Below are 26,151 nucleotides of genomic sequence, written 5' to 3'. Positions count from 1 at the left end.
TTTTCGTCACCTTTTTCGGAAAAGCCCGTCGCCGACGCCATGCAGCGCGGAAGACGGGCCGATTTTTCGATCTGCCCGGCCAATGTCCGGGCAGGTTCGGCTGTTCGTTCGAGCGGTTTACAAGCCTGCCGAATAGCGTACTTCATACCCCTCTACGATAGCCGCTTTAAGGCCATAATGCAACCGTCAACCAAGCGGTCAACGAACCGATAACCCCGCCGGCCAGTACATCGGACGGATAGTGCAAACCGAGGTACATGCGTGAAGTTCCTACAATTAAGGCGATCGGAAGCAGTATGGCCGTGCTCCACGGAATGAGCAGCATGATCGGAACCGTGACCGAGAAAATCGCTGTCGTATGTCCCGACGGGAACGAATGATCCACGAGCGGGTTGCGGAACGTGTTCGTCTCGGGCAAAGCCAGGTGCGGTCGAACGCGCGGGTAAAGCTTTTTGACGACGGCCACGGGGACGTGGCTGACAGCGAGTGCGACGAGCGAATGCAGGGCGGCGGAATTCCACGGCGCCGGCGCGAGCCAGGACGCGAGAACCGTCGCCGTGATCGTGAACGTGGCGCCGCCCAGATGGGTCAAATAGTAGAGCAGGACACTCAGAACGCGATGGTGCAGACGTCCGTTGACCCATTTGAAAATGCGCTGGTCCAATTGGCTCAGCTTGATCAGCAAACTACGCATAACATCCCTCCGGATAAAGAGCCCGGGCGATTGGAGAAGGCGACGGGGCTGTCTTTTTTTGCTACCGGAGCTTGCCTTTGCCTAAGACGCTGCTTATTCTTCGAATACGCCTGAGCTACGGTCAAGCCGAACGGCAGTTCCACATCTGGTTGTAACTTTGACTCTATCAACCCCGAATTATACAATGATTCAAGGCAATTATAATAGGGTTAAAAAAAATTAACCGAAATTGCCCAACTTTTATCAGTGCTCTCGCGTTTAATTAAGAGCGAGAAGAACGGGAGGTGGGCAGGTCCCCCGATTCGGAACGCTGAAAAGGGACCAAAAGCGCGAAAGCCGGAGCAAACCGCAGATAAACAAGGTTGCGGAAGCGAATCAGCAGGCCACTGTGATGAATTTGACGGCAAGGCGCTCTTTTTTTGCCCCGCATCGCGATTTCACGGTTTTGACAAATGTCCGCAAAATCGCCAGAATCGAAAAGAACGATTTATGCCAAGCCTAACACAAAAAACGGGTCATTCAAGGTCGCTACGGAAAACAAGGCACAGAAGACAAAAATAAAAAAACGATCTTACTGTGTACATAGGGGTAAAAAAAGGGGGTTCAACCAACCATGCTGCAAGGAATATTTATGACGCTCCAGGTGCTGCTGGCCGTAATCGGAGTGTATCAGTTCGGATTTGCATTGTTCGGACTGTACAAAAAGAAAAAAGAAAAGTCGTTCGAGCCGCAAAAGTCTTTCGCTATTTTGGTCGCCGCGCACAACGAAGAAGAAGTGATCGGGGCTTTGATGGAGAACCTTAAAAAACTGCGTTACCCGAAAGAACTGTACGATGTGTTCGTGATCTGCGATAACTGTACCGATAAGACGGCCGATATCGTGCGCCAGCACGGTTGGAACGCTTGCGTTCGGGTCAATCCGAATCTTCGCGGCAAAGGTTACGCCATCGAGTGGATGCTGGAGGAACTGTGGAAGCTGGATCGCGAGTATGACGGGATCGTCATGCTGGATGCCGACAACCTGGCACATCCGGACTTCCTGATCGGCATGAACGATGATCTGTGCAAAGGCGCGCAAGTGATTCAGGGTTATATCGACACGAAGAACCCGAACGACTCGTGGATCACGGCTGCTTACGGGATTTCCTATTGGTACATCAACCGTCTGTGGCAGTTGTCCCGCCATAACCTGAACATGGCCAACTTCCTTGGCGGTACGGGCATGTGCTTCGACAATAAATTGTTGAAGGATATGGGATGGGGCGCGACTAGCCTTGTCGAGGATTTGGAGTTCACGATGCGTTGCGTGAAACGCGGCGTGTATCCGAAGTTCAACTATCACGCTAAAATCTACGACGAGAAGCCGCTGACGTTCAAAGCTTCTTCCGTGCAGCGTCTGCGTTGGATGCAAGGGCACTTTACCGTAGCGCGCAAATACTTCTTCCCGCTGTTGTGGCAGAGTATACGCGACCGCAGCATCGTGAAGTTCGATATGGCGCTGTACGCGGTTAACGTCTACATCGTACTGTTGACCCTTCTTCTTACAGCGGTTCTGTACGGCGACATCGTGTTGTTTAACGGACCTCATATCGTGACCATGTACAGCTTGCTTCCGTTATGGGTAGCTGCCGTCGCGATTCTGGCTCAGGTTGCGGTGTTCTTCGTAGCCATGATTCTGGAAAACGTGAAGTCGTGGAAAGTGTACGCGTACATGCTGCTCTTCCCGATCTATCTGCTGTCGTGGTTCCCGATTACGTTTTACGCGTTCTTTACGCAAAACAACAAGCAATGGAGCCACACTAAGCATACTCGCGTCGTTCGGATCGATGAGATGCAGAGCGAACAAAGCTAATCAAGACAGATTCGGAGAAAAAGTTTTGAAAAAGACTTTACAATTCTTTCTGTCTCGGGTATAGTAGTTCAAGTGTTGTTTAACTATTAGGATTCAAAAGCAGAAGCTTCCGCTTCTCACCTGTCCGGTATTTATCGGCTGGTTCCCGATCCGATCGTTTATGAAGAGTTTTTTCTCATGAAGATTGAAGATCACCGGGATGCGGACTGCTTGTCCGTATCCCTTTTATTATGGGCAAATAAGCCCTTGTAACAAACTCGATTCGGAGGTGGACGGTTATTAGTAAGGACCATATGATCAATGAGGAAATCCGGGCGCGCGAAGTACGCCTGGTAGGCGCGGAAGGCGAACAGATCGGAATTACGCCGATTCGTGAAGCGCTTCAGATGGCAGCGGACCTGAATTTGGATTTGGTGAACATGGCGCCACAAGCAAAACCGCCGGTTTGTCGGATCATGGATTACGGCAAGTTCCGTTACGAGCAACAAAAGAAAGAAAAAGAAGCACGCAAAAATCAAAAGATCGTCGAGCTCAAAGAAGTTCGCTTCAGCGCGAACATCGAAGAACACGACTATCACACGAAATTGCGCAACGTGGTCAAGTTCCTTGAAGCCGGCGACAAAGTGAAATGCTCCGTGCGTTTCCGCGGCCGCGAGATCACGCATGCTTCGCTTGGTCAAAGAGTGCTGGAACGCGTACGGGACGAAGTGACGGAAATTTCGATCGTCGATCGTCAACCGAAGCTCGAAGGCCGCAGCATGATTATGATTTTGGCTCCGAAAAACCAATAGGGGGAAAGTAAAATGCCTAAAATGAAAACACACAGCAGTCTGAAAGGCCGTTTCAAAATCACAGGTACAGGTAAAGTGACGCGTTACAGCTCGCACAAAAACCACCTGCTCTCGCACAAATCCAAGCGCGCTAAGCGTAACCTGAAAGCCGATCATCTGATGGCTCAAGGCGACGTTAGACGTCTGGCACAACAACTCAAGCAACTCAAATAGTTTCAACATAATCGACTGGGAGGTCTTTAGATATGGCAAGAGTTAAAGGCGGTTTCGTGACGCGTCGTCGTCATAAAAAAGTACTGAAGCTGGCAAAAGGTTATTTCGGTTCCAAACACCGCATTTTCAAAACAGCAAAAGAGCAAGTCAACAAATCCCTGATCTATGCTTACCGCGACCGTCGTCAGACAAAACGCAACTTCCGCAAACTGTGGATCGTTCGTATCAACGCGGCAGCACGTCAAAACGGTTTGTCGTACAGCAAAATGATGCACGGCCTGAAATTGGCGGGTATCGACGTAAACCGCAAAATGCTGGCTGAGCTGGCTGTTAACGACCTTACGGCGTTCAACACGCTTGCATCCGCAGCAAAAGAAAAAATCAACGCTTAATTGAAGCGTAGACAAGATCCTTCATTCGAAATTTAATTTCGGGATGAGGGATCTTTTTTTGTCTTCATCTATAAAGAGATCGCGCGGAATCCGATGTATACAAGTAAGGAGGAAAATGAATAATTCGGTTCATTGCAGTAAAGCGTTTGGGCGATGTTTCCTTAAACGAAAAAAGCGATTGTTCGTTATTAAGTCACAGCATATGTTAACTATGACTGAGGTAAGCGATTTCAGATCAAAAAATACGAATTTTGTCTTGGAAATTGATTTTTAATAGTAGATTTTGCGGCGTACTGAATGTATAATCTGTAAAGCGAAAGCAATCCTGCTGAGAAAGATACTTATGCAGGCAAAGATCCTAAGGGGGAACTATCCAAAATGAAGAAAGCTGTAAAACTCTCGCTTTTCATGCTACTGGCCTTCTCGCTCGTTCTGGCTGCTTGTGGCAACAATAGCAGCAACACTGCTGCGACAACAGGTGGCGACAGTGAAGGAACTGCTGCTGCAAGCGACATCAAAATCGCTATGGTTACCGATACTGGCGGCGTAAACGACAAGTCGTTCAACCAAACTTCTTGGGAAGCTCTGCAAGCTCTCGAGAAAGAACAAGGCGTTACAGTCAAGTACCTGCAAAGTAAAAGCGAAGCGGATTATCAGCCTAACCTGAACCAATTCGTTAAAGATGGATATAACCTGACTTGGGGCATCGGCTTCGCGCTGGAAAGCGCGCTGGGCGAAATCGCCAAGCAAAACCCGGACTCCAACTTCGCGATCATCGATGCTGCCGTCGATGCACCGAACGTTGAATCCGTTCTGTTCTCCGAGAACGAAGGCGCGTTCCTGGTCGGCGTAGTTGCCGGCAAAATGACGAAAACGAACAAGATCGGTTTCGTGGGCGGCATGGATTCCCCTACAATCAAGAAATTCGAAGTTGGCTTCAAAGCCGGCATCGAAGCTTCGAATCCTGATGCTCAATTCACGGCTGTATACGCAAGCGGATTCGATAAGCCGGACGAAGGCAAATCGGCTGCTGCAACTCTGTACAACGACGGCGCGGACATCGTGTTCCAAGCTGCCGGCGGCACAGGCACGGGCGTATTCAACGAAGCTCTCGACCGCAAAAACCAAGGTCAAGAAGTATGGGTTATCGGCGTAGACAAAGACCAATCGATCGAATTCGGTACGGACATCACTCTGACTTCGATGATCAAGCGCGTAGACGTTGCGATCAAGACGGTATCGCAGCAAGTCATCGACGGAACGTTCAAAGGCGGCACGATCACCACTCTGGGTCTTAAGGACGACGGCGTAGGCATCGCGGATACTTCGAACGTCAACGTACCTCAAGAAGTTCTGGACGAAGTTCAGTCGTACAAAGAAAAAATCGTGAACGGCGAAATTACGGTTCCTGCCGAATAATCACCGCGCGATGATATAATACTAGTGACAAGGCCGGTTCCTTGAACCCGGCCTTGTCGTTACGTTTACGGTTAAAAAATGCACGCTGCTCGCGCGAAACGAACCGTTTCCCGTTTCGCTTTTGCGTCATACTATTATGAAAGATAAGGGTGATTCCATGGCTGCAACTCCCGTAGTCGAGTTAAAGCAAATAACGAAGCGTTTTCCCGGAATCGTCGCCAACGATTCGATCAGCATCAAGCTTCAAAAAGGCGAGATTCATGCATTGCTCGGCGAGAACGGCGCGGGTAAATCGACACTGATGAACATCCTCTTCGGCCTGTATCAGCCGGACGAGGGGCATATCGAAGTGAATGGGGAAGCCGTCGCGATCGACAGCCCCAACAAAGCGATCGAACTCGGAATCGGAATGGTCCACCAGCACTTCAAGCTGGTTCAGTCATTCAGCGTGACCGAGAACATCATCCTGGGTATGGAGCCTTCCAAAGGCGGTATACAGATCGACTATAAGACAGCCACGGAAAAGGTCAAAAAGCTATCCGACCAATACGGGTTCCGCATCGATCCGAATGCTAAAATCGAAGATATCTCCGTCGGCATGCAGCAGCGTGTCGAAATTCTCAAAACGCTTTATCGCGGCGCGGACATCCTGATTTTCGACGAACCGACCGCCGTATTGACTCCGCAGGAAATATCGGAACTGATCGAGATCATGCGCAAGCTTGTGGCCGAAGGCAAATCGATCATTTTGATTACCCATAAACTGAAAGAAATCATGTCCGTTTCCGACACCGTGACGATTATCCGTCGCGGCAAAGTAATCGACACGGTCAAAACGAGCGAGACCAGCCCATTCGAGCTTGCCGAGAAGATGGTCGGCCGTAACGTTTCCTTCAAAGTAGACAAAAAGCCGGCCGAGCCGGGCGAAAAAGTCATCGAAGTGAAGGATGTCTCCGTTAAAAACAAAGAAGGCATCACTCTGCTTGACGGCATGACGTTCGACGTGCGCCGCGGCGAAATCGTCGGTGTGGCGGGGGTTGACGGCAACGGCCAAACCCAGATCATCGAAGCTTTGTCCGGACTGCGCAAGATCGATAGCGGATCGATCGTGCTTAACGGCAAAGAAATCGGCAACCATACGCCTCGTCAGATTTCCGAATCCGGCGTCGGCCATATTCCGGAAGACCGTCACAAACACGGCCTTGTACTGGACTTCTCCGTCAGCGAAAACATGGTGCTCGAGAGCTACTACAAAGAGCCTTACACCAAGCGCGGCTTCCTGAATTTCCGCGCGATCAACGACCTCGCCAAGCGTCTGGTCGATGCTTTCGACGTGCGCACGCCGAGCATTCAGACCAAAGCCCGTTCCTTGTCGGGCGGCAACCAGCAAAAAGCGATCATTGCTCGCGAAATCAATAAGAATCCGGACTTCCTGATTGCGGCTCAACCTACGCGCGGCCTGGATGTCGGGGCAATCGAATTTGTACAGACTCAGTTGATTCAACAGCGGGATCAGGGGAAAGCCGTTCTGCTTGTTTCGTTCGAATTGGACGAGATCCTGAACGTGTCTGACCGAATCATCGTCGTCTATGAAGGCAAAGTCATCGGTGAAGTACGGCCGGAAGAGACGAATGACCAGGAGCTCGGCCTGATGATGGCGGGCAGTCGGCAGGGAGGAACAAAGGCATGAATAAATTTCTGAAATGGTTCGCGAGCGATTCGTTCATCGTATCGCTCGCGGCCATCGTAATGGGCCTGCTGCTGGGAGCGGTCGTCATGATGATCGGCGGCTACAATCCCATCACGGCTTACGGTGCGTTGATTTCGCGCGTATTCGGCGATTGGTACGGCTTCGGCGAGGCGCTGCGCGAGATGACGCCGCTCGTTCTGACGGGTCTGGCGGTTGCTTTTGCTTTCCGCGCAGGGATGTTCAATATCGGCGCGGAAGGTCAAGTGCTTATGGGCATGACCGGCGCTTCTTTAATCGGAATCAAGCTCACGGGACTTCCGGCTTTGATCCATGCGCCGCTTGCGATTATCGCGGGCGCATTGTTCGGCGGCCTTTGGGCGGCTCTGGCCGGTTATATCAAAGCCAAGCGCGGCGTCAACGAAGTTATCACGACGATCATGCTGAACTGGACGGCGCTGTTCCTGTGCAACTACATCGTTCGTACGTTCCTGCTGATGCCGGGTAACCAGCGTTCGGTAGAAATTCAGCCTTCGGCTTCCATTTCTATCGACTGGTTGTCCCAGATGATGGGCAATGCCCGCGTGCACTGGGGCATTTTGCTGGCGATGCTGGCTTCGACGTTCTTCTATTACTTCTTGTGGAAAACGAAACAAGGCTTCGAACTGCGCGCGGTCGGCAGCAACCCTGAAGCCGCTCGTTATGCAGGCATCAACGTAAGCAAAAACATCATGAAAGCGATGTTCATCAGCGGCGTGTTCGCAGGCCTTGCGGGCGCGTTCGAGACCTTGGGCGTTTTCCATTATCAAAGCGTGTATTCTTCATTGCCGGGTTACGGCTTCAACGGGATCGCCGTCGCATTGCTCGGCATGACCCACCCGTTCGGCGTATTGGCCGGCGCGGGACTGTTCGGCTCGCTGACCTACGGCTCGGCAGGCATGAGCTTCGATGCCGGCGTTCCGCCGGAAATCATCCAAATCGTGATCGGGTCGATTATTTTCTTCATCGCGGCACAGGGCATTGTACGCTTCATTCTCAAACCTGTGTATAAGCGCAAGAAAGAGAAGGTGTTGTAAATGGATTCTCTTCTTATTTTCGGCAACCTGCTGAATACGACGCTCGTCTTTTCGACGGCTCTGATCTTCGCGGCACTCGGCGGCTTGTTCTCCGAACGCTCGGGTATCGTTAACATCGGGATCGAAGGCCTGATGGTGTTCGGCGCGTTCGCCGCGGCCATCGGCACGCATTACGCGGAAGAAGCGGGCATGGGCGGAGCTTCGCCTTGGGTCGGCCTGATTACGGCAGTCGTGGTCGGCGTGCTGGGCTCGCTGATCCATGCCGTCGCGACGATTACGTTCAAAGCGGACCAGACCATCAGCGGCGTCGTCATCAACTTCCTGGCGACCGGCATTACGCTGTATCTCGTTAAGCTGCTGTTCGACGGCGCCGGCGAGACTCCGCTTCTGCTGCACCGTCTGGCGAAGTTGAACTTCCCTGATTTCGCTTCGATTCCGGTTATCGGTCCGATTCTCGGCACCGGTATCCTGAACTCGTATCCGACGACGTTCATCGCGATCATTTTGGTGTTCGTGACTTACTATGTCCTGAACAAAACGACTTTCGGCTTGCGCCTGCGTTCCGTCGGCGAACATCCTAGCGCGGCGGACACGATGGGCATCAACGTCAACCGCATGCGTTATATCGGCGTTATGCTGAGCGGCGCGCTGGCGGGTCTCGGCGGCGCCACGATCACGCTGACCACCACCGGTTTGTTCTCCCACACGACGGTCTCCGGCCAAGGCTTCATTGCCATTGCCGCTCTGATCTTCGGTAAATGGAACCCGCTCGGCATCATGGGCGCGGCGTTGTTCTTCGGCTTCTCGCAAGCGATCCGGAACTATGTCCAGCTGTTCGAATGGTCGGCTAGCATTCCGCAGGATTTCATCCTCATGCTGCCTTACGTTCTGACGGTTATCGTTCTGGTTGTTGCGATCGGCAAATCGAGAGCTCCGGCGGCGCTCGGGGAAGCGTACGACCCCGGAAAACGCTGAGGATACGTATACGATTTTCAAGGTTTTCAACGTCTCCCCAGCATCTTTCACTCATGAACAAATAGAAAAGCTGATTTCCCCAAACTGCTCTTGCAGACGGGGAGTCGGCTTTTTTTGTTCGCGTGGAAAGGACATGGAATACGTGCAGCGTGTATGTGTCTGATCAATTTTTTATTTTTTGTTGAAAATAGGTGTTGACTTCCCCAAAACTTAAGTCATATAATAACCCTAACATTCAGCACCAAACAGAACTTGAATAACTGATCGGCTATGAAGAGGACGAAGTTTTAAGGGCCCTTTTGCCAGAGAGCGGGGAAGCTACATGCTGCAATCCACCGCCAAAATCCCTTATATACGAGCTCACCTCGGAGCTGTTTTCCTGAAAAGCGAATGAATCACTGTTTGAAGCGGTCATTCGGGTATTAGGGAAAATCGTGAGGTTCGCGTTACGAACCGCGAGTTTGGAATCGGACATCCGATTTTAAACCCGCTTGAGGCTGTGCGCTGCGAGGCGTCGGCAAATTTGGGTGGTACCACGTGAGGATTATAACCTTTCGTCCCTCGAAGCAGATTGTCTGCTTTGCGGAGCGAAAGGTTTTTTGGTTTTTCAGACCTATACAAATTCGTAGTCCGCCTAGCAAAGCCGCTGCCGATAAACGGGGAAAACTCGTTTTGAAGGCCCTTTACAAACTGACGATGTGAGATTGATGTAATCTTTGGAAGGGGGAAAAACGATGAGCGCACAAATGCCAGAAGCGAGATCGACGGAAGAATTGAAAGAAAAATGGGTGGATAAACAGGAAGTCTTGACAGGTTCGGATATCCTGCTCCGCAGCCTGGTACTTGAAGGTGTCAAATGCGTGTTCGGATACCCGGGCGGTGCGGTATTGTATATCTACGATGCGATGTACGGCTTCAAAGATTTCCACCACGTGTTGACCCGGCATGAACAAGGCGCGATTCACGCGGCGGACGGTTACGCTCGCGCAGCCGGCGAAGTCGGCGTCTGTATCGCAACCTCCGGTCCCGGAGCAACCAACCTGGTAACAGGGATCGCGACGGCGTACATGGACTCGACTCCGCTGGTCGTCATTACGGGCAACGTAGCCTCCACGCTGATCGGAACCGACGCTTTCCAAGAGGCGGACATCACAGGCATCACGATGCCGATCACCAAGCACAGTTACCTGGTACGCAGCGTAGACGAGCTTCCTCGGATCATTCACGAAGCTTTCCATATCGCGAACACAGGTCGTAAAGGTCCGGTATTGATCGATATTCCGAAAGACGTATCGGCGGCAATGACGCTGTTCCAGCCTCATACCGAACCGGTAGCGCTGAGAGGATATAACCCGCGCATGGCGCCGAACAAGCTGCAAGTCGAGCGTTTGGCCGAAGCGATCTCGCAAGCGGAACGTCCGCTGATTCTCGCAGGCGGCGGCGTCGTTTACTCCGGCGGTCATGAAGAACTGCTGGAATTGGTCGAAAAAACGGGTATTCCGATCACGACCACGCTGCTTGGACTCGGCGGTTTCCCGAGCGGAAACGACTTGTGGACAGGCATGCCGGGCATGCACGGAACGTTCGCTTCGAACATGGCGATTCAGGATGCCGATCTGTTAATCAGTATCGGGGCACGCTTCGATGACCGGGTAACCGGCAAGCTGAACGGATTCGCGCCGAAAGCCAAAATCGCGCATATCGATATCGATCCGGCAGAAATCGGCAAAAACGTGAAGACGGACATTCCGATCGTAGGCGACGTGAAAACCGTATTGGAACTGCTGAACAAGACGGTGACTCGAGCTGATCGTGCGGACGCATGGCGCTCGCAGCTTCAACAATGGAAAGCGGAGAAGCCGTTCCGTTACAAAGACGATTACAAGGAAGACGAGATCGGCCTGAAGCCGCAATGGGTAGTCGAATTGCTCAACGAGACGACCAAAGGCGAAGCCATCGTCACGACCGACGTCGGTCAGCACCAAATGTGGGCCGCCCAGTATTACAAGTTCAACCACCCGCGTTCATGGATCACTTCCGGCGGCTTGGGCACGATGGGCTTCGGACTTCCGTCCGCGATCGGCGCTCAGATGGCTCAGCCGGACCGTATGGTCATTTCGATCAACGGCGACGGCGGGATCCAGATGTGCTCGCAAGAACTTGCCATCTGTGCAATCAATAATATTCCGGTCAAGATTGTGATCCTCAACAACCAGGTTCTCGGCATGGTTCGCCAGTGGCAGGAATTGATTTACGAAAACCGCTACAGCCATATCGACCTGGCGGGTAGCCCTGATTTCGTTAAACTGGCTGAAGCTTACGGCGTCAAAGGCTTGCGGGCATCGACCAAAGCGGAAGCAAGAGCCGTTTGGCAGGAAGCGATGGATACGCCGGGACCGGTCGTCATTGATTTTGTAGTCGAAAAAGGCGAGAACGTGTATCCGATGGTACAGCAAGGCATGACGCTGGATCAAATGTTGATGGGAGACGAATAACGATGACGAATACGACGCAGACCAGACACACGATTTCAATCCTGGTGAATGACCAACCGGGCGTGCTGCAACGGGTATCCGGATTGTTCGGCCGCCGCGGATTCAACATCGAGAGCATTACAGTGGGCCAATCGGAAGAGCAAGGGCTTTCCCGAATGGTCATCGTAACCACGGGCGACGACAAAACCGTTGAACAGATCGAAAAGCAATTGTACAAAATCATTGACGTCATCAAAGTCGTCGACTTGAGCGCAAACCCGATGGTCGGCCGCGAATTGGCGCTGATCAAAGTCAAATCCGAGCCGACCGCTCGTCCCGAGATCATGGGATTGGTCGAGACCTTCCGCGCCGCGGTCGTCGATATCGGTACCCACAGCCTGATGGTTCAAGTTGTCGGAGACACCGAAAAGATCGACGCGATGATCGAACTTCTGTCTCCTTACGGCATCCGCGAACTGTCCCGCACCGGCGTGACCGCCATGATCCGCGGCAACGCCTAAAGGAAACCAGTAACAAGCAGGAAAACGAGCTTCGCCGGCGAATCGAATGATGTAGACGATCTATTGTACAAACGGTATACACGACGGACAAGTCGGATTTCCCGGAAGCGGCATTTAATATCGCTTCCGGAATCCATACACATATGCCCCGACCAAGCGGGGAGCTGAACGGAGTTTTTTTACCTACATTAAAAAGAAAGATCCGCAAAGTTTCAAAAATAATGATGGTAAAGGAAGCCTCTGAGCTGAGGGAGAAATTCAGTGAAAATCGCCTTTGAACTCGGAAAGTATTCATCTGAAATTTCAATAACCTTTCCGAGTGAGACAGCGATTTGAACGAATTTCTCCCGTAGCGCCAAGCTTCTTTTGCGGACAGCATTTTTGATCCTTGCAAAGGGTCGTAGGCAAAACTCCGCTGAGCTACCCGCTTGTTTGGGCAGGGTTGAGGCTTTATACACAAAGGAGGAAATAAGAATGGCAATTACTACTTATTACGAAAATGATGCAGACCTGAGCGTGCTTCAAGGAAAAACGATCGCGATTATCGGCTACGGAAGCCAAGGACATGCACACGCACAAAACCTGCGTGACAGCGGTCTTCAGGTAATCGTCGGTCTTCGCGAAGGCAAATCGGCGAACAAAGCAAAAGAAGACGGCTTCGAAGTGCTGTCGGTTGCGGAAGCAACGAAGCGTGCCGACGTCGTTCAAATCCTCATGCCTGACGAAACGCAAGCCTCCGTGTATAAAAGCGAAATCGAACCGAACCTGAAAAGCGATGCGACACTGTTGTTCGCACACGGCTTCAACGTTCACTTCGGTCAAATCGTAGCGAAAGAAGGCAACGACGTTCTGTTGGTTGCTCCGAAATCCCCAGGTCACATGGTTCGCAGAACCTATGAAGAAGGATTTGGCGTACCGGGTCTGATCGCGATCCACCAAAACGCGACAGGCAAAGCGCAGCAAATCGGCCTGGCTTACGCAAAAGGCATCGGTTGTACGCGTGCCGGAGTTATCGAGACTTCGTTCCGCGAAGAAACCGAAACGGACCTGTTCGGCGAACAAGCCGTACTGTGCGGCGGCGTAAGCGCCCTGGTTAAAGCCGGATTCGAAACACTGACTGAAGCTGGCTACGCGCCGGAAATGGCTTACTTCGAGTGCCTGCACGAGCTGAAGCTGATCGTTGACCTGATGTATGAAGGCGGCCTTTCCACAATGCGCGATTCCATCAGTAACACCGCGGAATACGGCGACTATGTAACGGGTCCCCGCATCGTAACGGAAGACACGAAGAAAGCGATGAAAGAAGTGCTGAGCGATATTCAACAAGGTAAATTCGCACGCGACTTCATGCTGGAAAACCAATCCGGCCGTGCATTCCTGACTGCGACGCGCCGCAACGAATCCGAGCACCAGCTCGAAGTTGTAGGTTCGCAGCTGCGCGACATGATGCACTGGATCAAAAAGTAAGATACCTGAAGCTTGATGCCTGTTGTCGCCGGGCCGTGAATACGGCGCAAGGCGATGACAGCGTATCGGGACGGGGCCTATCCCGCGCCGCAAAAATGCGGCGTCCGGGGTGGCCCCTTTGCGCATTCATTCGAACTTCATGAAGGAGGCCAAATCGTGCGGAAAATTCATATCTTCGACACGACGCTGCGCGACGGCGAACAGTCGCCCGGCGTCAACCTGAACACGCGAGAAAAAGTCGAGATTGCCCATCAATTGGAAAAGCTCGGCGTCGATCGGATGGAAGCCGGATTCCCGGCTGCTTCTCCGGGAGACCTGGCAGCAGTCAACGCGGTTGCACGCGCCGTGAAAAATGCCAGCGTCGTCGGCTTGTCACGCTCGCGCGAAGCCGATATCGACGCGGTGCGTGAAGCACTGAAAGGCGCAGCTGACCCATGCCTGCACGTTTTCCTGGCAACTTCGCCGATCCACCGGAAATACAAGTTGAAGATGGAGAAGCATCAGGTGCTGGAAGCGGCTCAATCCGCGATTCGTTACGCCAAAAAATACTTCTCGAAGATCGAGTTCTCGCTAGAGGATGCAGGTCGTACCGAAGCGGACTTCCGTGCCGAGATGGTAGCGATGGCGATTCGGGAAGGGGCTTACGTCGTCAACATTCCGGATACCGTCGGTTATTTGAACCCGGAAGAGTACGGCGCCATTTTCCGTCACTTGAAAGAAACCGTGCCGGGCATCGAAAAGGTTCAACTCAGCGCGCACTGCCACGACGACCTCGGCATGGCAACCGCGAATACGTTGGCGGCCATTCTGAACGGCGCGGATCAGATTGAAGGCACGATCAATGGAATCGGCGAGCGTGCCGGCAATACGGCGATCGAGGAAATCGCGATGGCATTGGAAACTCGCAGCGATTACTTCGGCGCGAAGACCGGATTGGTGCTGAGCGAGATTGCCCGCACAAGCCGCCTTGTCAGCAAATTGACGGGAATGAACGTACCGGGCAACAAAGCGATCGTCGGCGCCAACGCGTTCGCGCACGAATCGGGTATTCACCAGGACGGCATGCTCAAGGAAAAGACGACCTACGAGATCATGTCTCCGGAAACGGTCGGTTTCAAAGAAAGCAAGCTGGTACTCGGTAAACACTCCGGCCGTCATGCTTTCCGCGAGCAATTGCTTGAATTGGGCTATAAGCTGGAAGAAGAGCAGTTGAACGAAGCTTTCGCCAAGTTCAAAGACCTGGCGGACAAAAAGAAAGAAATCACCGACGAAGATCTGCTGGCTTTGCTCGAAGAGCGTCTTCCGGATGCGCCTGAGCAATACGGGCTGGAGTCGCTCAGCTTCTCGTTCGCCACCGAAGCCGCGCCGAAAGCCAGCGTAACGGTTTCTGTCGCGGGCGAAGGCAATCGCAGCGCCGAAGCAGGCGGAAACGGTACCGTCGATTCGATCTACAACGCGATTGATCAGGCGGTAGGCGAAGAAGTGACGCTGGTCGATTATTCGATTCAGGCCGTCACGCTCGGAAAAGACGCGCTCGGCGAAGTGCATGTTACGATGCGCCAAGGCGAGACCGAAGTCCGCGGTCGCGGCGTAAGCACCGACGTACTGGAAGCCAGCGCTCGCGCTTACATCGACGCGCTCAATCGTTTGGCAGCGGAACGCCGTTTGCCGGGCGGGCGTAAAGGCGCCGAAAAAGTCTGGTAAACGTTTAGGCGAACAAAACGTGAACGCGATCGAGACAGGGGAAATTCGATTCGCTCGATCCGCACAAGGTGTCTTTATAAAAAAACCGACTTCCTTCAGCAAATGGAAGTCGGTTTTTTTGTTGAAAAGCTGAGCTGGCTTGAGGCGAGATTCGCAGCTAGAAAAATTTCTAACGGATTGAAATGACGCTTAAAGGGCATTTGGAGCGGCTGCGGATTTTTAACGGATCGAGATAACTCTTAGCGTAAAAATTTGCTGAATTTCGGCGGGAAAGACGAAGAAAAAAGCGTTTGACGGATATGCGAGCCGTTAAAATAGCGGCGGGGGTTGATCTGGGATTCTAAAGGACATACAATCCGTTAGCCCAGCCCAGCCCAGCCCAGCCCAGCCCAGCCCAGCCCAGCCCAGCCCAGCCCAGCCCAGCCCAGCCCAGCCCAGCCCAGCCNNNNCCAGCCCAAAAAAGATGCCCCGAAAATCGGAGCATCTCTCGTTTGTTTTTCGCTTTTATCAAACAAATCCTCGAACGTCTATCCATCGCATTGGTCATGCTCTTCGTCATTCTCGCACCGCACAGGCAGCAAGATCCGCTGCCAACATACTCGCTTGATGCACATGCTTCGCCTGATCTTAAGCTAGTTGTACGCCCGAACGTTTACCAAGCGTAAGCGTTCGGAGCCGAACCGCCCGGCCCCGGGAAGATTTCGTCCAGACGCTTCAACGCGTCTTCGTCGAACTTCACGTCGAGAATGCGCAGCGCGTCTTCGAACTGCTCCAGCGTACGCGGCCCGATGATCGGAGCGGTAACCGCCGGATTCGCCAACACCCAAGCCAAAGCCACCGTATCCTGCGGATGGCCCAATTCGGCGCTGAATTCGGCAAACTGCTCCAACTGCTCTTTATGTTTTTCGACGCGTTCGGCATTGCCGCCGCTGCGCGAGCCTTCGATTTTTTTCAGCGCGTTGCGTCCGAGCAGACCGCCGTCGAGCGGACTCCAAGGAATCACGCCGAGACCCAGCGATTGCGAAGCCGGCAGTACTTCAAGCTCCGGTTGGCGGGTAAGCAGGCTGTATTTATGCTGTTCTGAGATCAAGCCGAGGAAGCCGCGTTTTTCCGCTTCCTTTTGCGCGACCGCAATATCCCAACCGGCAAAGTTGCTGGAGCCGACATAGCCGATTTTGCCCTGCTGCACGGCTACTTCAAAAGCGCCCCACAGCTCGTCCCAGCCGACGTTGCGATCGATATGGTGCATTTGGTAAAGCTCGACGTGATCGGTTTGCAGACGCTTCAGCGAACCTTCCAGATGACGGCGGATCTTGTAAGCGGACAATCCGCGATCGCCGTTCGGTCCGTCGTGCGGATCGCTCATGCCGCCGTAGACCTTGGTCGCCAGCACGACTTTTTCCCGGCGTCCGCCGCCCTGCTTGAACCAGCGTCCGATGATTTCTTCCGTCAGGCCCGCGTTGTCTTTGCCTCCGTAAACGTTTGCAGTATCGAAGAAATTGACTCCCGCTTCAAGCGCGGCATCCATGATGCGGAACGAATCCTTTTCGTCGGTCTGTCCTCCGAAATTCATCGTCCCCAAACAAATACGGCTCACTTTCAGCCCCGATTTTCCCAGGTATGCGTATTCCATGCTTTTGGCTCAGCTCCTCGATCTCGATTTGGCGAAAACGTATTCCTTCATCATTACCCTTAAACTGTAACAATGCGCTTAATCAGAAGCAAATTTCTTTAGGTAAGTCGCATGAATTCGTTTATAGGCAACTCCTATCAAGCTGATAGTTTCTATATCTTGGTCAATCTCTGACGGAGTATGTTACTGTTTTTGAATAGAGGTTTACAACCGGGACGGTAACGGAACGCTAAGCTTTGGCCGGCCGGAATTCCATGGAGAATAGGGAGTGCGACAGATGGCTGAGACGAAAAAGATCGCGGTAATCGCAGGAGACGGCATCGGGCCGGAGGTAGTGGCGGAAGCGGAGAAAGTATTGCAAAAGGTCGGCGAAGTATTCGGTTATTCTTTCGAAACGGAACATGCGTTGTTCGGCGGAATCGCGATCGACGAGAAGGGTACGCCGCTTCCGGCGGAAACGCTCGAAGTCTGTAAGCGTGCGGACGCCGTGCTGCTCGGCGCGGTCGGCGGGCCGAAATGGGACAACAACCCGAAAGAGCTTCGTCCGGAAACCGGGCTGCTCGGCATTCGCAAAGAGCTCGGCCTGTTCTCGAATCTTCGTCCGGCTGTCGTGTTCGACTGTCTGAAAGACGCATCCACTTTGAAGCCTGAAGTACTGGAAGGCACGGATCTGATGGTCGTGCGCGAGCTGACGGGCGGCATCTACTTCGGCGAAAAATTCCGTCGTCAAACGGAACACGGCGAAGAAGCGGTCGATACTTGCGCATACAATGTAACCGAGGTTGAGCGGATCGCCCGCCAAGCTTTCGATATCGCCATGAAACGCCGCAAAAAACTGGCTTCGGTCGATAAAGCGAACGTCCTGGAAACGTCGCGCCTATGGAGAGAAACGGTCATTCGCATCTCGGCCGACTATCCGGAAGTCGAGCTGGAGCATGTACTCGTCGATAACTGCGCGATGCAGCTGCTGCGCCGTCCGTCGAGCTTCGACGTCATCGTGACGGAGAATATGTTCGGCGATATCCTGAGCGACGAAGCCGCGATGCTGACCGGTTCGATCGGCATGCTCGCGTCGGCTTCGATGGGCGAAGGCAGCTATGGCCTGTACGAGCCCGTCCATGGTTCCGCGCCGGATATCGCCGGACAAGGACTGGCGAACCCGATCGCAACGATCCTGTCTACGGCATTGATGCTGCGCCTGACGTTCGGATACGGAGAAGCGGCGGACGCGATCGAGCGTGCGGTCGCCGAAGTTCTCGATGCCGGGCACCGCACAAGCGACATCGCCGCAGGACGCGGAGATGCGCTGTCCACGACGCAAATGGGCGAGCAAATTCTCAACGCAATTCGCAAATGATAATTATTATAAACAAATAAGCGTTATAATCTTGACTTCGAAAAATCCCGGTGATAACATAGTGTCATGAGTTTCAGAATATTCAGAAAACACTCTTCACCGGGTGTCATTTTGAAGGAGGATTTTCGACAATGGCAGAACGTTTGGTAGGTAAACCGGCTCCGGCCTTTACAATGGAAACCGTATCCGGAGACGGACAGGATTTCGGCAAAGTATCTCTCGAAGATTACCGCGGCAAATGGCTCGTATTCTTCTTCTATCCGCTTGATTTCACGTTTGTTTGTCCGACTGAAATTACGGCAATCAGCGACGCTTACGGCGATTTCCAAACGCTGGACACCGAAGTTCTGGGTGTGAGCATCGACTCCGTGCACAGCCACAAGGCTTGGATCGCAGCTCCTACGGAAATCGGCGGCCTGGGCAAAATCAACTTCCCGCTGGCTTCGGACATCACGAAAAAAGTGGCAAGCGACTACGGCGTTCTGATCGAAGAAGAAGGCGTTGCACTGCGCGGCCTGTTCATCATCGATCCTGAAGGCGAACTGAAATACCAAGTCGTTAACCATAACGATGTAGGTCGCAGCGTCGAAGAAACGCTTCGCGTGCTTCAAGCTCTGCAATCCGGCGGTCTGTGCCCGATGAACTGGAAGCCAGGCGACAAAACTCTGTAAGACGCGTTCGCTAAGCAGCGACGTTGCTGCTTGAACCTTGTATAGCTTAAGCCTTCTTTCCGACATTTGTCGGGAAGGGGGCTTTTTTGTCCCTTTGCCCTCTGGCATGCTCGGAAATTCCATGCTAAGATGAAAGCCAAGCCTATGTAAATGTCCCAAAAATGGTTAAGTATAATAGAAGTAAGCCAACAAGGAGGGTGAACGGCCATGAGTTTCTGCTGCGGAGCTAGCATGATCGGAACAAAAGGAACGCTGACCCACTATCGAACCCAAGTTCATAACGTTCCCTTGCTCTATTGTCCGGTATGCCAACGAATCGAAGTTCATTATAAAGTCGAGAGCGAATACGAGGTGCTGGCCGAATATGCGCATGGCGACGGTGAGTCGGAGATCGATTTCCAAGATTATATTTTGGAAGACGACGAAGAGATTTTTGCCAACTGCGTCAGTCTTGATAGCGAAAACAAGACGGAATCGATCCGCAACCAGATCGATTTGTCGCTTGATCTGCTCGGTGTCGCCAAACAGATGGGCGATAAACGTTGGCAGCTGGATTTAAAGCGCCGCCTTGCGGTAATGAGCCAAAAGCTCGAGAAGCTCGAGCACCAGAAATAATCCAAATGGTTTTATGCTTGTTCAGCCCGACCGATACGGGAGAGTGGAATAAACCGGAAGCGATCTTTTGATCCTTCCGGTTTTGTGTTAGTCGGAGGTCGAACGGAGGCGTAAACGGCTGTTCGCTGATCGGATGTTTGGAAAACGCTATCGTCTTTGTTAAAATAGTAGGGTAGGAAGAATTAGGAAAGTCCGACCGAATATAAATACATATCCCGGCATTGGGAAAGACGGAGGAATGTTCATGCAAAACGTACAGGAACTCGCTTCGAGACTCAAACAGAACATCGGAAAAATTATCGTCGGGAAAGACGAAGAAGTCGATTTGCTTTTGACCGCATTGCTCGCTTCCGGTCATGTGCTGCTTGAAGACGTACCGGGAACGGGAAAAACGATGTTGGCCAAAAGTCTGGCTTCTTCGCTCAGCCTGACCTTCCAGCGTATCCAGTTTACTCCCGACCTTTTGCCATCGGATCTCACGGGCATTCATTTTTATAATCAAAAAGACGGCGAATTCCACTTTCGTCCAGGTCCGTTGTTCGCGCGCATCGTCCTGGCCGACGAAATCAACCGGGCGACGCCGCGTACCCAATCCAGTTTGCTGGAATGCATGGAAGAACGCCAGATCAGCGTAGACGGTCAGACCATGAAGCTCGAACAGCCGTTCATGGTACTCGCTACGCAAAACCCGGTGGATAACCAAGGGACATTCCCGCTGCCGGAAGCGCAGATGGACCGTTTTATGATTCGGATGAAGCTCGGTTATCCGTCGGCGCCGGAAGGTCGCGAAATTCTGCGTCGTACCGTGCAGGCGGAAGGCCTGTCGGCAGAAACAACCGCGACAACCGCCACAGCGGAAGAAGTGATCTCCGCGCAGCAGGAATGCCGCCGCGTCACGATCGCCGACGATCTGCTGGACTACATTGTCGAACTGGCTGACGCTTCGAGAACTCACCCGGAGCTGGCTTTGGGCATCAGTCCGCGGGGCACCCAGTCGCTGCTGCGTGCTTGTCAGGCCTACGCGGCGCTCAAAGGGCGTAATTATGTATTGCCGGACGATATCAAAACGCTGCTTGCTCCGGTATGCGCCCACCGCCTTGTGTTGAACAATCGTTACGATCTGCAAGATAACCCGGCAGAACGCATTCTGGCCGAATTGACGGACCGGATTCCCGTGCCGAGCGAAGCGGGATTGGAAAGCGAAGTGAGATAAATGGCGCTGCTCGGATTTCTTATCCTTGTCGGGCTAATCGTTGTCGTGCAGGGCTGGTTGCTGGGCAAACCGGCACTGGCGCGACTTGACTATAAGCGCGATTTCAGCAAATACACCTGCCGTGCGGGGGAGCGAATCGAAATGGTCGAGACGCTGTCCAATCGCAAAATGCTGCCTGTTCCGTGGTTGAGGCTGGAAGCGATGCTGCCGTCGGCCTTGCTTTTCGCGCGCAGCGACGATACGAGCGTGAGCGAAGGCAACATTTATCAGAACCATACCAGTCTGTTCACTTTGCCTCCGCGCACCAAATTGACGCGCACCCATCGCATCGTTTGCCAGACCCGGGGGATTTACAAGATCGACTCGGCAGCGATGACGGGCGGCGATTTATTCGGTTTGTATGCGCCTTCAAAAAAAATCGACCTGAATATGCGCATGGTCATTTACCCGAGTTTGCTCGGAGACGGCGAACTGCCGATCTCATGGAAAACGTGGCAAGGGGAACTTGCGGTGCGCCGCTGGATCGTGGAAGATCCGTTTTTGATCACCGGAGTGCGGGAGTATGCGCAGGGTGATCCGATGAATCGGATTCACTGGAAAGCGAGCGCGCGAACGGGCCGACTTCAAGTGCATAAAAGCGGACATTCCGCCGACCCTCGCGTCATGATCCTTTTGAACGTCGAAGATTCCGAATCCATGTGGAGCGTCGTGACCCGTACCGAACTGATCGAACGTCAGCTATCGTTGGCCGCGACCTGCGCCTCCGCATTGATCGGTCAGGGAATGGCAGCCGGATTTGCGCATAACGGCGGTTCGCAGTTGGGCGATGAGGGAATGAGAATCGAGATGGATTACGGTCCTGTTCATTTGAATCGGATGATGGAAGCGATGTCGGGATTCGAATTAAAGTCGAGAATACCTTTTCAGGAACTGCTTCAGCTTGAAGAACAGCGCGAGTTTCATGAGCCGATCGATTATCTGGTCATCACGGCCCACCGTTCGGAGAAGCTGGAACAAGCCGTCGAATCGCTGGAAAAACGAGGTCATCGGGTAGGTATTACAGGCTTCGGGACAACCGATTCGGGTCGGACTTCGCCGAAAATCCGTTCTTCCCAAAACCGCGTATCGGCGCGTAACGAGGAGGCGGTCTTATGAGCAAACGAGCCGAAACGCCGCCTGTTTCTACCCGTATTCCCTTGTTAAAAGACTTCGGCCGCCCGGCTGCCTACTCGCTGCTTGAGACGCTGTCGGTGTATGCCGTTGTCGTTTTGCTGGCGCACTATGTATTGAAAATACCGGATATCCTGCTGGTATTGCCGATTTTTGCGATTCATGCTTTGGCGAGCTGGATCGGGCTGAGACAAGCGGAGAAGCGCGTATCTGCTGCATTGTCGTTTTTGCCGTTCGGAGTCGCATTGTTGTCGCTGCTTGCGTTCCCGGGCGGATGGTTGGAAAAAGGAGCCGGCGCGGCGGTGCTGATTCTGATCGCTTTGCGGGGGCTGATCGTCGGTCGTCGACAGCTTTGGGACAATATGTGGTTGCGTATTCCGTTAAGCGGGGTGGCCGCGATATTGATCGTCTATATCATTGCCGGACGGGGCATCGGCTTGATGGACTACCGACCGTTTTTATATTTGGTTGCGACGTTGATTCTGGCTCTGACGTTATTACTCTTAAACGGCGATCGTGTTCGTAATGCGGCCGGCGAACAAACGTCCGCGCTCGCGAATGTATTGGCGGCCAATCGGAAGTTAACGTGGATCGTGGCCGTTCTTATTGTATTGGCCGGAATCATCGGCGGGCCTACAGGAGTATTGAACGCGATTCGGGAATGGTGGCTTTCGATATTCGGCGGGTCTTTGCCGGGGAATCCGCCGGGCGTTCAACCCTCGTCCCAGATGCCGACCGTCGATTATTCCCAACTGGATGAATTGGGAGACGCAAGCGGACCTCCGTTGTGGTTGAAAATCATCGGCTACGCGCTGCTCGCTTTATTCTGGATCGCGGCTGCGGTTGCGGTCGGTTGGCTGCTGTACCGTTTGTTCGGCCGCTGGCTGCCCAACGGCATACGCAACCTGATCCGAAATCTCGCTTCCAAATTCGGCCTCATGCGCGAATTGCGTTCCGCTCAGAGCGATTCGAATTATACCGATAAAGCGGAAAAGATCGCAACCGAGAAAAGCGGGGGACTGATGCGCTTCCTGCGTCGCAAGCGGCACGAACCGGAGTATACGGGCGACGATCCGAGATTGCGCTATCGCAGCGTGCTGCTAGGTGCCTCTCGCAAAGGGTATTCCCTTCGATCCAGTCGGACGCCTTCGGAAAACGGAAAAGAGCTGTCGTCGGGCAGCTACACGGAAATGTCTCCGATCGAACTCGAAAAGCTGGTCGAACGCTATAACCGCGCACGTTACGGCGGCAAGCAAGAGCGAGATTGAATACGTTCGTTTCAACGTAGTTTCCGACGTCAAAAGCAGCAAATCTCCCTTTTCGTTCAAACCTGATATTCGTGCTGAAGCGACTGCGAGAAGAAGCTGCCAACGTGTCAAAAAATCCAATGTAACTGCAAGCGAGAAGACGGAGAGAGAAATTCAGTGAAAGACGCCTTTGAACTCGGAAAACTCTTTATTCAAATCCAATCCAGTTTCCGAGTGAGACAGCAGCTTGAACGAATTTCTCTCGCAGTCTTCTCGCTTCCTGTCCCAAAGTAACTCTCTCGACATTCCGGCGGCTTCGATAAGAAGCCGCTTTTTGTTCTGAAAACTGACACGCTTTTGCCTGAATACGATCTTTACGGCTATAATGGGGGAATAAGGAAAACGATCAGAACTTATGATAGCAACGAAGGAGGGGAACATTTGGCTTTAATCTGGATGATGTTGACGGCTGCTTTGTTGGTGACGCTGCAAGCACAACTGCTGGGGCGTTTTTCGATGCGGGGGATCCGGTATCACCGGAGCTTTAATCACGATCGCTGCCATGCAGGCGAGGACTTGGAAATGATTGAAGTCATTGAAAACGATAAGCGTCTTCCGGTTGCCTGGCTGCGTCTGGAGTCGGAGTTTCCCGCAGCGTTCCGTTTTCGCGGGCAGCCTTCCCAGAAGATGGAGCTTGGGAGCGTATATCAGACGCATACAAGCGGATTCGCGCTGATGCCCCGTCGCCGGGTCATTCGCCGCCACTTTTTGACCTGCGAAGGCCGGGGCATTTTTCAACTCTCCACGGTGTTTATGACTTCGGGCGATTTGTTCGGTTTTATCGAGCAGGCGCGCTCCGAAAATATCAAAACTCCGCTTATCGTGTATCCGGCTCTGTTGGACCATGCTCGCCTGCCGTTGTCCTGGCACAACTGGCAGGGGGATTTGTCCGTCCGTCGCTGGATTATGGAAGACCCGTTCCTGATCGAAGGCTCGCGCGAGTATGCGGCAGGAGACCCCATGAATCGGATCGACTGGAAAGCAAGCGCGCGCACGGGCGGTCTTCAAGTCTATAAACAAGGATACTCGGCCGATCCGAATGTGATGATCGTGCTGGATATCGGCAAAGTCGTGCCCGGGCTTCAAAGCGGAGGCGGCGAGGCTGAAGCGGAACATGCGATTAGTCTTGCCGCGACCTGCGCAACCTCTTTGAGCGCAAGCGGAGTTCCGGTAGGATTCGTACATAACGCGCACAGTTTGAACGAACGGCGTATTCCTTCAGGCAGCGGAGCGGTGCAAAGGCAGCTGATCATGGAGGCAATGGCGGGTATTCGACTTCAGCAAAAAAATACCTTGTCGGATTGCCTGATCGAAGAGGCGAGGCAGTCAAGGCAAGGACTTGCCAAAGATTATCTCGTGATTACGAGCGCTGATCCCGCAAATATCGGACAGGCATGCAAGCAGCTCGAGCATCTTGGCCATCGGGTCAGCGTCATTGATCCCGGCGAACCTTCTGCTGTTACTCTTGCCAAAAGCGCGAAAGTTGATAGAGCCGCCGACCGCAAGGAGGTCGGAGCATGAAATTACTGTTGAAAAAAGCTTTGTTTGCCGCGATTCGCGATACCGCGCTCGTTTATTCGCTGCTTTTGCTGCTGGCTTTGTATGTATTCGATCTGTCACCGTATTTATTGGCTGTCCTGATCGGAATCAGCGTGTTCGCCGGAGGCGCTGCGGGCTATCGGCTTCGCACGGAAGCGGCGTATCTGGCAGCGATGGCTTTTCCTGTGCTGTCCGCGGCGTTATTGATCGCGGTCGGCCTTATGGACGGCCGGGGCATTTTGTTGCTGGTCGTGCTGGGATTGGCCGGAGCAAGAGGCGTTCAGCAAGCCGGACGGGCTTCCAGGGATCGAAAAGAAACGTTGATCGTTTGCTGTTGGTTGGTTGTCGGAGCTTTTGTTTACGCTTGGACGCTGCAGCACACTCTTCTATCGCCGTACAGCTTGTCGGTCTATATCGCGTTGACGGTCGCGCTGCTCGGCTTATTCCTGCGCTGGAACGAGCTCAGAGTCCGCGAAGCGATGGGGGTTTACAGGGATGAAGAAGTGCCGATGAATCGTTTGAAGCGATTCAATGCGGTGTTCATGATCGGCTTCATGCTGCTGGTTTTGCTGATCGGAGGAGCGACGCAGCTGGCTGTGGTGCTGGATTGGATCGTGCATCTTTGGCGTCTTTTATGGAGCGGTACCACGGACGGTCAGACGATCGAGCCTCCGATGTCGACGGGAGACGAATTCGCGGAGCCGGAAGAAACGCCTTCCGACGACGAGAACGAGATGGAGGATCAAGAGGTCGGTTGGATGCGCTGGATAGCCTGGGGAGTCGCGGCGATCGTTTTGGCCGTAATCGGCGCAACACTCTTTTTCCTACTCAGATGGTTGTACACGATTCTGGCGGAATGGCTGCCGGACTGGTTGAAGCGGCTGTTGGAGAATCTGCGTATCACGGTACGTGCGATTCAAGAACCGGAGCAGGTTGCGTATGCGGATACGACGGAGAAGCTGGAGCCGCGCAAAAGGTCCCGAAAACGATCATCCGCAAAGGTTGACGAGCCGCCGGACGGACCGAGACGCGAGTACTTCAAGCTGGTGCAAGCCGCGATCCGCCGCGGTTACGTATTCCGACCGTGGAAAACGCCGACCGAAACGGGACGCGAGATCGAAGCTTTGATCGCTGCCGATCCAGAGAATTCCGCCCGCGTGGAGGATGTTGTTGAACGATATAATCATAGTCGGTACAAGCAAGAAAACAATCGATCGTAATTATTCGAAAGACGTGCGTCCGCGCATGTCGACTCAAGACTTAAACCCCGAGCCTCCGTATATGCACAACGGAAGTTCGGGGCTTTTTGATTACCGGCAGCCTTACTCGGAGTGACGGTTATGCGCGGCTTGGCTTAACCGTTCGGGCATTCGCGTTACGC

General features: G+C 53.1%; 22 protein-coding genes. 20 read left to right on the top strand and 2 right to left on the bottom strand.

From position 1 onward, the window contains the following. Positions 1-166 precede the first annotated feature (166 nt). Complete coding sequence (locus HRQ63_RS08765) at positions 167-694, bottom strand: phosphatase PAP2 family protein (RefSeq protein ID WP_037283288.1); 528 nt, start codon at positions 692-694, stop codon at positions 167-169. Positions 695-1,307: 613 nt separating this feature from the next. Here HRQ63_RS08765 and HRQ63_RS08760 point away from each other — a divergent pair. From HRQ63_RS08760 to HRQ63_RS08705, 12 genes are all read left to right on the top strand, one after another. Then, a complete protein-coding gene (locus tag HRQ63_RS08760) occupies positions 1,308-2,546 on the top strand; it encodes a glycosyltransferase family 2 protein (protein ID WP_172242025.1) in 1,239 nt (412 codons plus the stop codon). A gap of 293 nt (positions 2,547-2,839) precedes the next feature. Beyond that, the gene (gene infC / locus HRQ63_RS08755) at positions 2,840-3,337 is read left to right on the top strand and encodes a translation initiation factor IF-3 (RefSeq protein ID WP_172242022.1); all 498 of its coding nucleotides are present in this window, start codon (positions 2,840-2,842) and stop codon (positions 3,335-3,337) included. Positions 3,338-3,349: 12 nt separating this feature from the next. Next, a complete protein-coding gene (gene rpmI, locus HRQ63_RS08750) occupies positions 3,350-3,550 on the top strand; it encodes a 50S ribosomal protein L35 (RefSeq protein ID WP_037283278.1) in 201 nt (66 codons plus the stop codon). Positions 3,551-3,582: 32 nt separating this feature from the next. After that, positions 3,583-3,942 carry a 50S ribosomal protein L20 gene (rplT, locus tag HRQ63_RS08745; protein ID WP_037283275.1) on the top strand — a complete coding sequence of 120 codons (360 nt, stop codon included), beginning with the start codon at positions 3,583-3,585 and terminating at the stop codon, positions 3,940-3,942. Positions 3,943-4,320: 378 nt separating this feature from the next. Next, positions 4,321-5,361 carry a BMP family lipoprotein gene (locus HRQ63_RS08740; RefSeq protein ID WP_172242019.1) on the top strand — a complete coding sequence of 347 codons (1,041 nt, stop codon included), beginning with the start codon at positions 4,321-4,323 and terminating at the stop codon, positions 5,359-5,361. 157 nt (positions 5,362-5,518) lie between these two features. After that, a complete protein-coding gene (locus HRQ63_RS08735; RefSeq protein WP_172242016.1) occupies positions 5,519-7,051 on the top strand; it encodes an ABC transporter ATP-binding protein in 1,533 nt (510 codons plus the stop codon). Continuing rightward, entirely contained in the window at positions 7,048-8,124 is a 1,077-nt protein-coding gene (locus tag HRQ63_RS08730; protein ID WP_172242013.1) for an ABC transporter permease, read from the top strand. Before HRQ63_RS08735 ends, HRQ63_RS08730 begins: the two co-directional genes overlap by 4 nt. Continuing rightward, positions 8,125-9,099 (top strand): ABC transporter permease, encoded by a 975-nt coding sequence (locus tag HRQ63_RS08725; protein WP_172242010.1) that lies wholly within the window; start codon positions 8,125-8,127, stop codon positions 9,097-9,099. A 734-nt stretch (positions 9,100-9,833) separates the two neighbouring features. Continuing rightward, complete coding sequence (ilvB, locus tag HRQ63_RS08720; RefSeq protein ID WP_172242007.1) at positions 9,834-11,594, top strand: biosynthetic-type acetolactate synthase large subunit; 1,761 nt, start codon at positions 9,834-9,836, stop codon at positions 11,592-11,594. Between the two features lie 2 nt (positions 11,595-11,596). Continuing rightward, the gene (gene ilvN, locus HRQ63_RS08715; RefSeq protein ID WP_037283263.1) at positions 11,597-12,094 is read left to right on the top strand and encodes an acetolactate synthase small subunit; all 498 of its coding nucleotides are present in this window, start codon (positions 11,597-11,599) and stop codon (positions 12,092-12,094) included. Positions 12,095-12,568: 474 nt separating this feature from the next. Continuing rightward, complete coding sequence (gene ilvC, locus HRQ63_RS08710; RefSeq protein WP_037283260.1) at positions 12,569-13,561, top strand: ketol-acid reductoisomerase; 993 nt, start codon at positions 12,569-12,571, stop codon at positions 13,559-13,561. Between the two features lie 156 nt (positions 13,562-13,717). Next, positions 13,718-15,265 carry a 2-isopropylmalate synthase gene (locus tag HRQ63_RS08705; protein WP_037283257.1) on the top strand — a complete coding sequence of 516 codons (1,548 nt, stop codon included), beginning with the start codon at positions 13,718-13,720 and terminating at the stop codon, positions 15,263-15,265. Positions 15,266-15,917: 652 nt separating this feature from the next. Here HRQ63_RS08705 and HRQ63_RS08700 read toward each other — a convergent pair. After that, positions 15,918-16,898: an aldo/keto reductase gene (locus HRQ63_RS08700; protein ID WP_037283254.1), complete on the bottom strand. Its 981-nt coding sequence runs from the start codon at positions 16,896-16,898 to the stop codon at positions 15,918-15,920. 277 nt (positions 16,899-17,175) lie between these two features. Here HRQ63_RS08700 and leuB point away from each other — a divergent pair, with 277 nt between their 5' ends. The 8 genes from leuB (at position 17,176) to HRQ63_RS08660 (ending at position 25,990) form a co-directional block, all read left to right on the top strand. Next, positions 17,176-18,255 carry a 3-isopropylmalate dehydrogenase gene (gene leuB / locus HRQ63_RS08695; RefSeq protein ID WP_037283251.1) on the top strand — a complete coding sequence of 360 codons (1,080 nt, stop codon included), beginning with the start codon at positions 17,176-17,178 and terminating at the stop codon, positions 18,253-18,255. Positions 18,256-18,386: 131 nt separating this feature from the next. Continuing rightward, positions 18,387-18,926, top strand: a complete 540-nt coding sequence (locus tag HRQ63_RS08690) for a peroxiredoxin (RefSeq protein ID WP_037283248.1) — start codon at positions 18,387-18,389, stop codon at positions 18,924-18,926. 207 nt (positions 18,927-19,133) lie between these two features. Next, positions 19,134-19,541 (top strand): hypothetical protein, encoded by a 408-nt coding sequence (locus HRQ63_RS08685; protein WP_172242004.1) that lies wholly within the window; start codon positions 19,134-19,136, stop codon positions 19,539-19,541. 238 nt (positions 19,542-19,779) lie between these two features. Continuing rightward, a complete protein-coding gene (locus HRQ63_RS08680) occupies positions 19,780-20,754 on the top strand; it encodes an AAA family ATPase (protein ID WP_172242001.1) in 975 nt (324 codons plus the stop codon). Continuing rightward, on the top strand, positions 20,755-21,909 hold the full coding sequence (locus tag HRQ63_RS08675; protein WP_172241998.1) for a DUF58 domain-containing protein: 1,155 nt from the start codon (positions 20,755-20,757) through the stop codon (positions 21,907-21,909). Next, positions 21,906-23,192, top strand: a complete 1,287-nt coding sequence (locus HRQ63_RS08670; RefSeq protein WP_172241995.1) for a hypothetical protein — start codon at positions 21,906-21,908, stop codon at positions 23,190-23,192. Before HRQ63_RS08675 ends, HRQ63_RS08670 begins: the two co-directional genes overlap by 4 nt. A gap of 420 nt (positions 23,193-23,612) precedes the next feature. Beyond that, a complete protein-coding gene (locus tag HRQ63_RS08665) occupies positions 23,613-24,752 on the top strand; it encodes a DUF58 domain-containing protein (RefSeq protein WP_172241992.1) in 1,140 nt (379 codons plus the stop codon). Then, entirely contained in the window at positions 24,749-25,990 is a 1,242-nt protein-coding gene (locus tag HRQ63_RS08660; RefSeq protein WP_172241989.1) for a DUF4129 domain-containing protein, read from the top strand. Before HRQ63_RS08665 ends, HRQ63_RS08660 begins: the two co-directional genes overlap by 4 nt. The last annotated feature ends 161 nt before the right edge of the window (positions 25,991-26,151 follow it).

This window comes from Saccharibacillus endophyticus (assembly GCF_013185185.1).
GTDB classification, from domain to species: domain Bacteria; phylum Bacillota; class Bacilli; order Paenibacillales; family Paenibacillaceae; genus Saccharibacillus; species Saccharibacillus endophyticus.
This window is presented reverse-complemented; position numbering and strand designations above follow the sequence as displayed.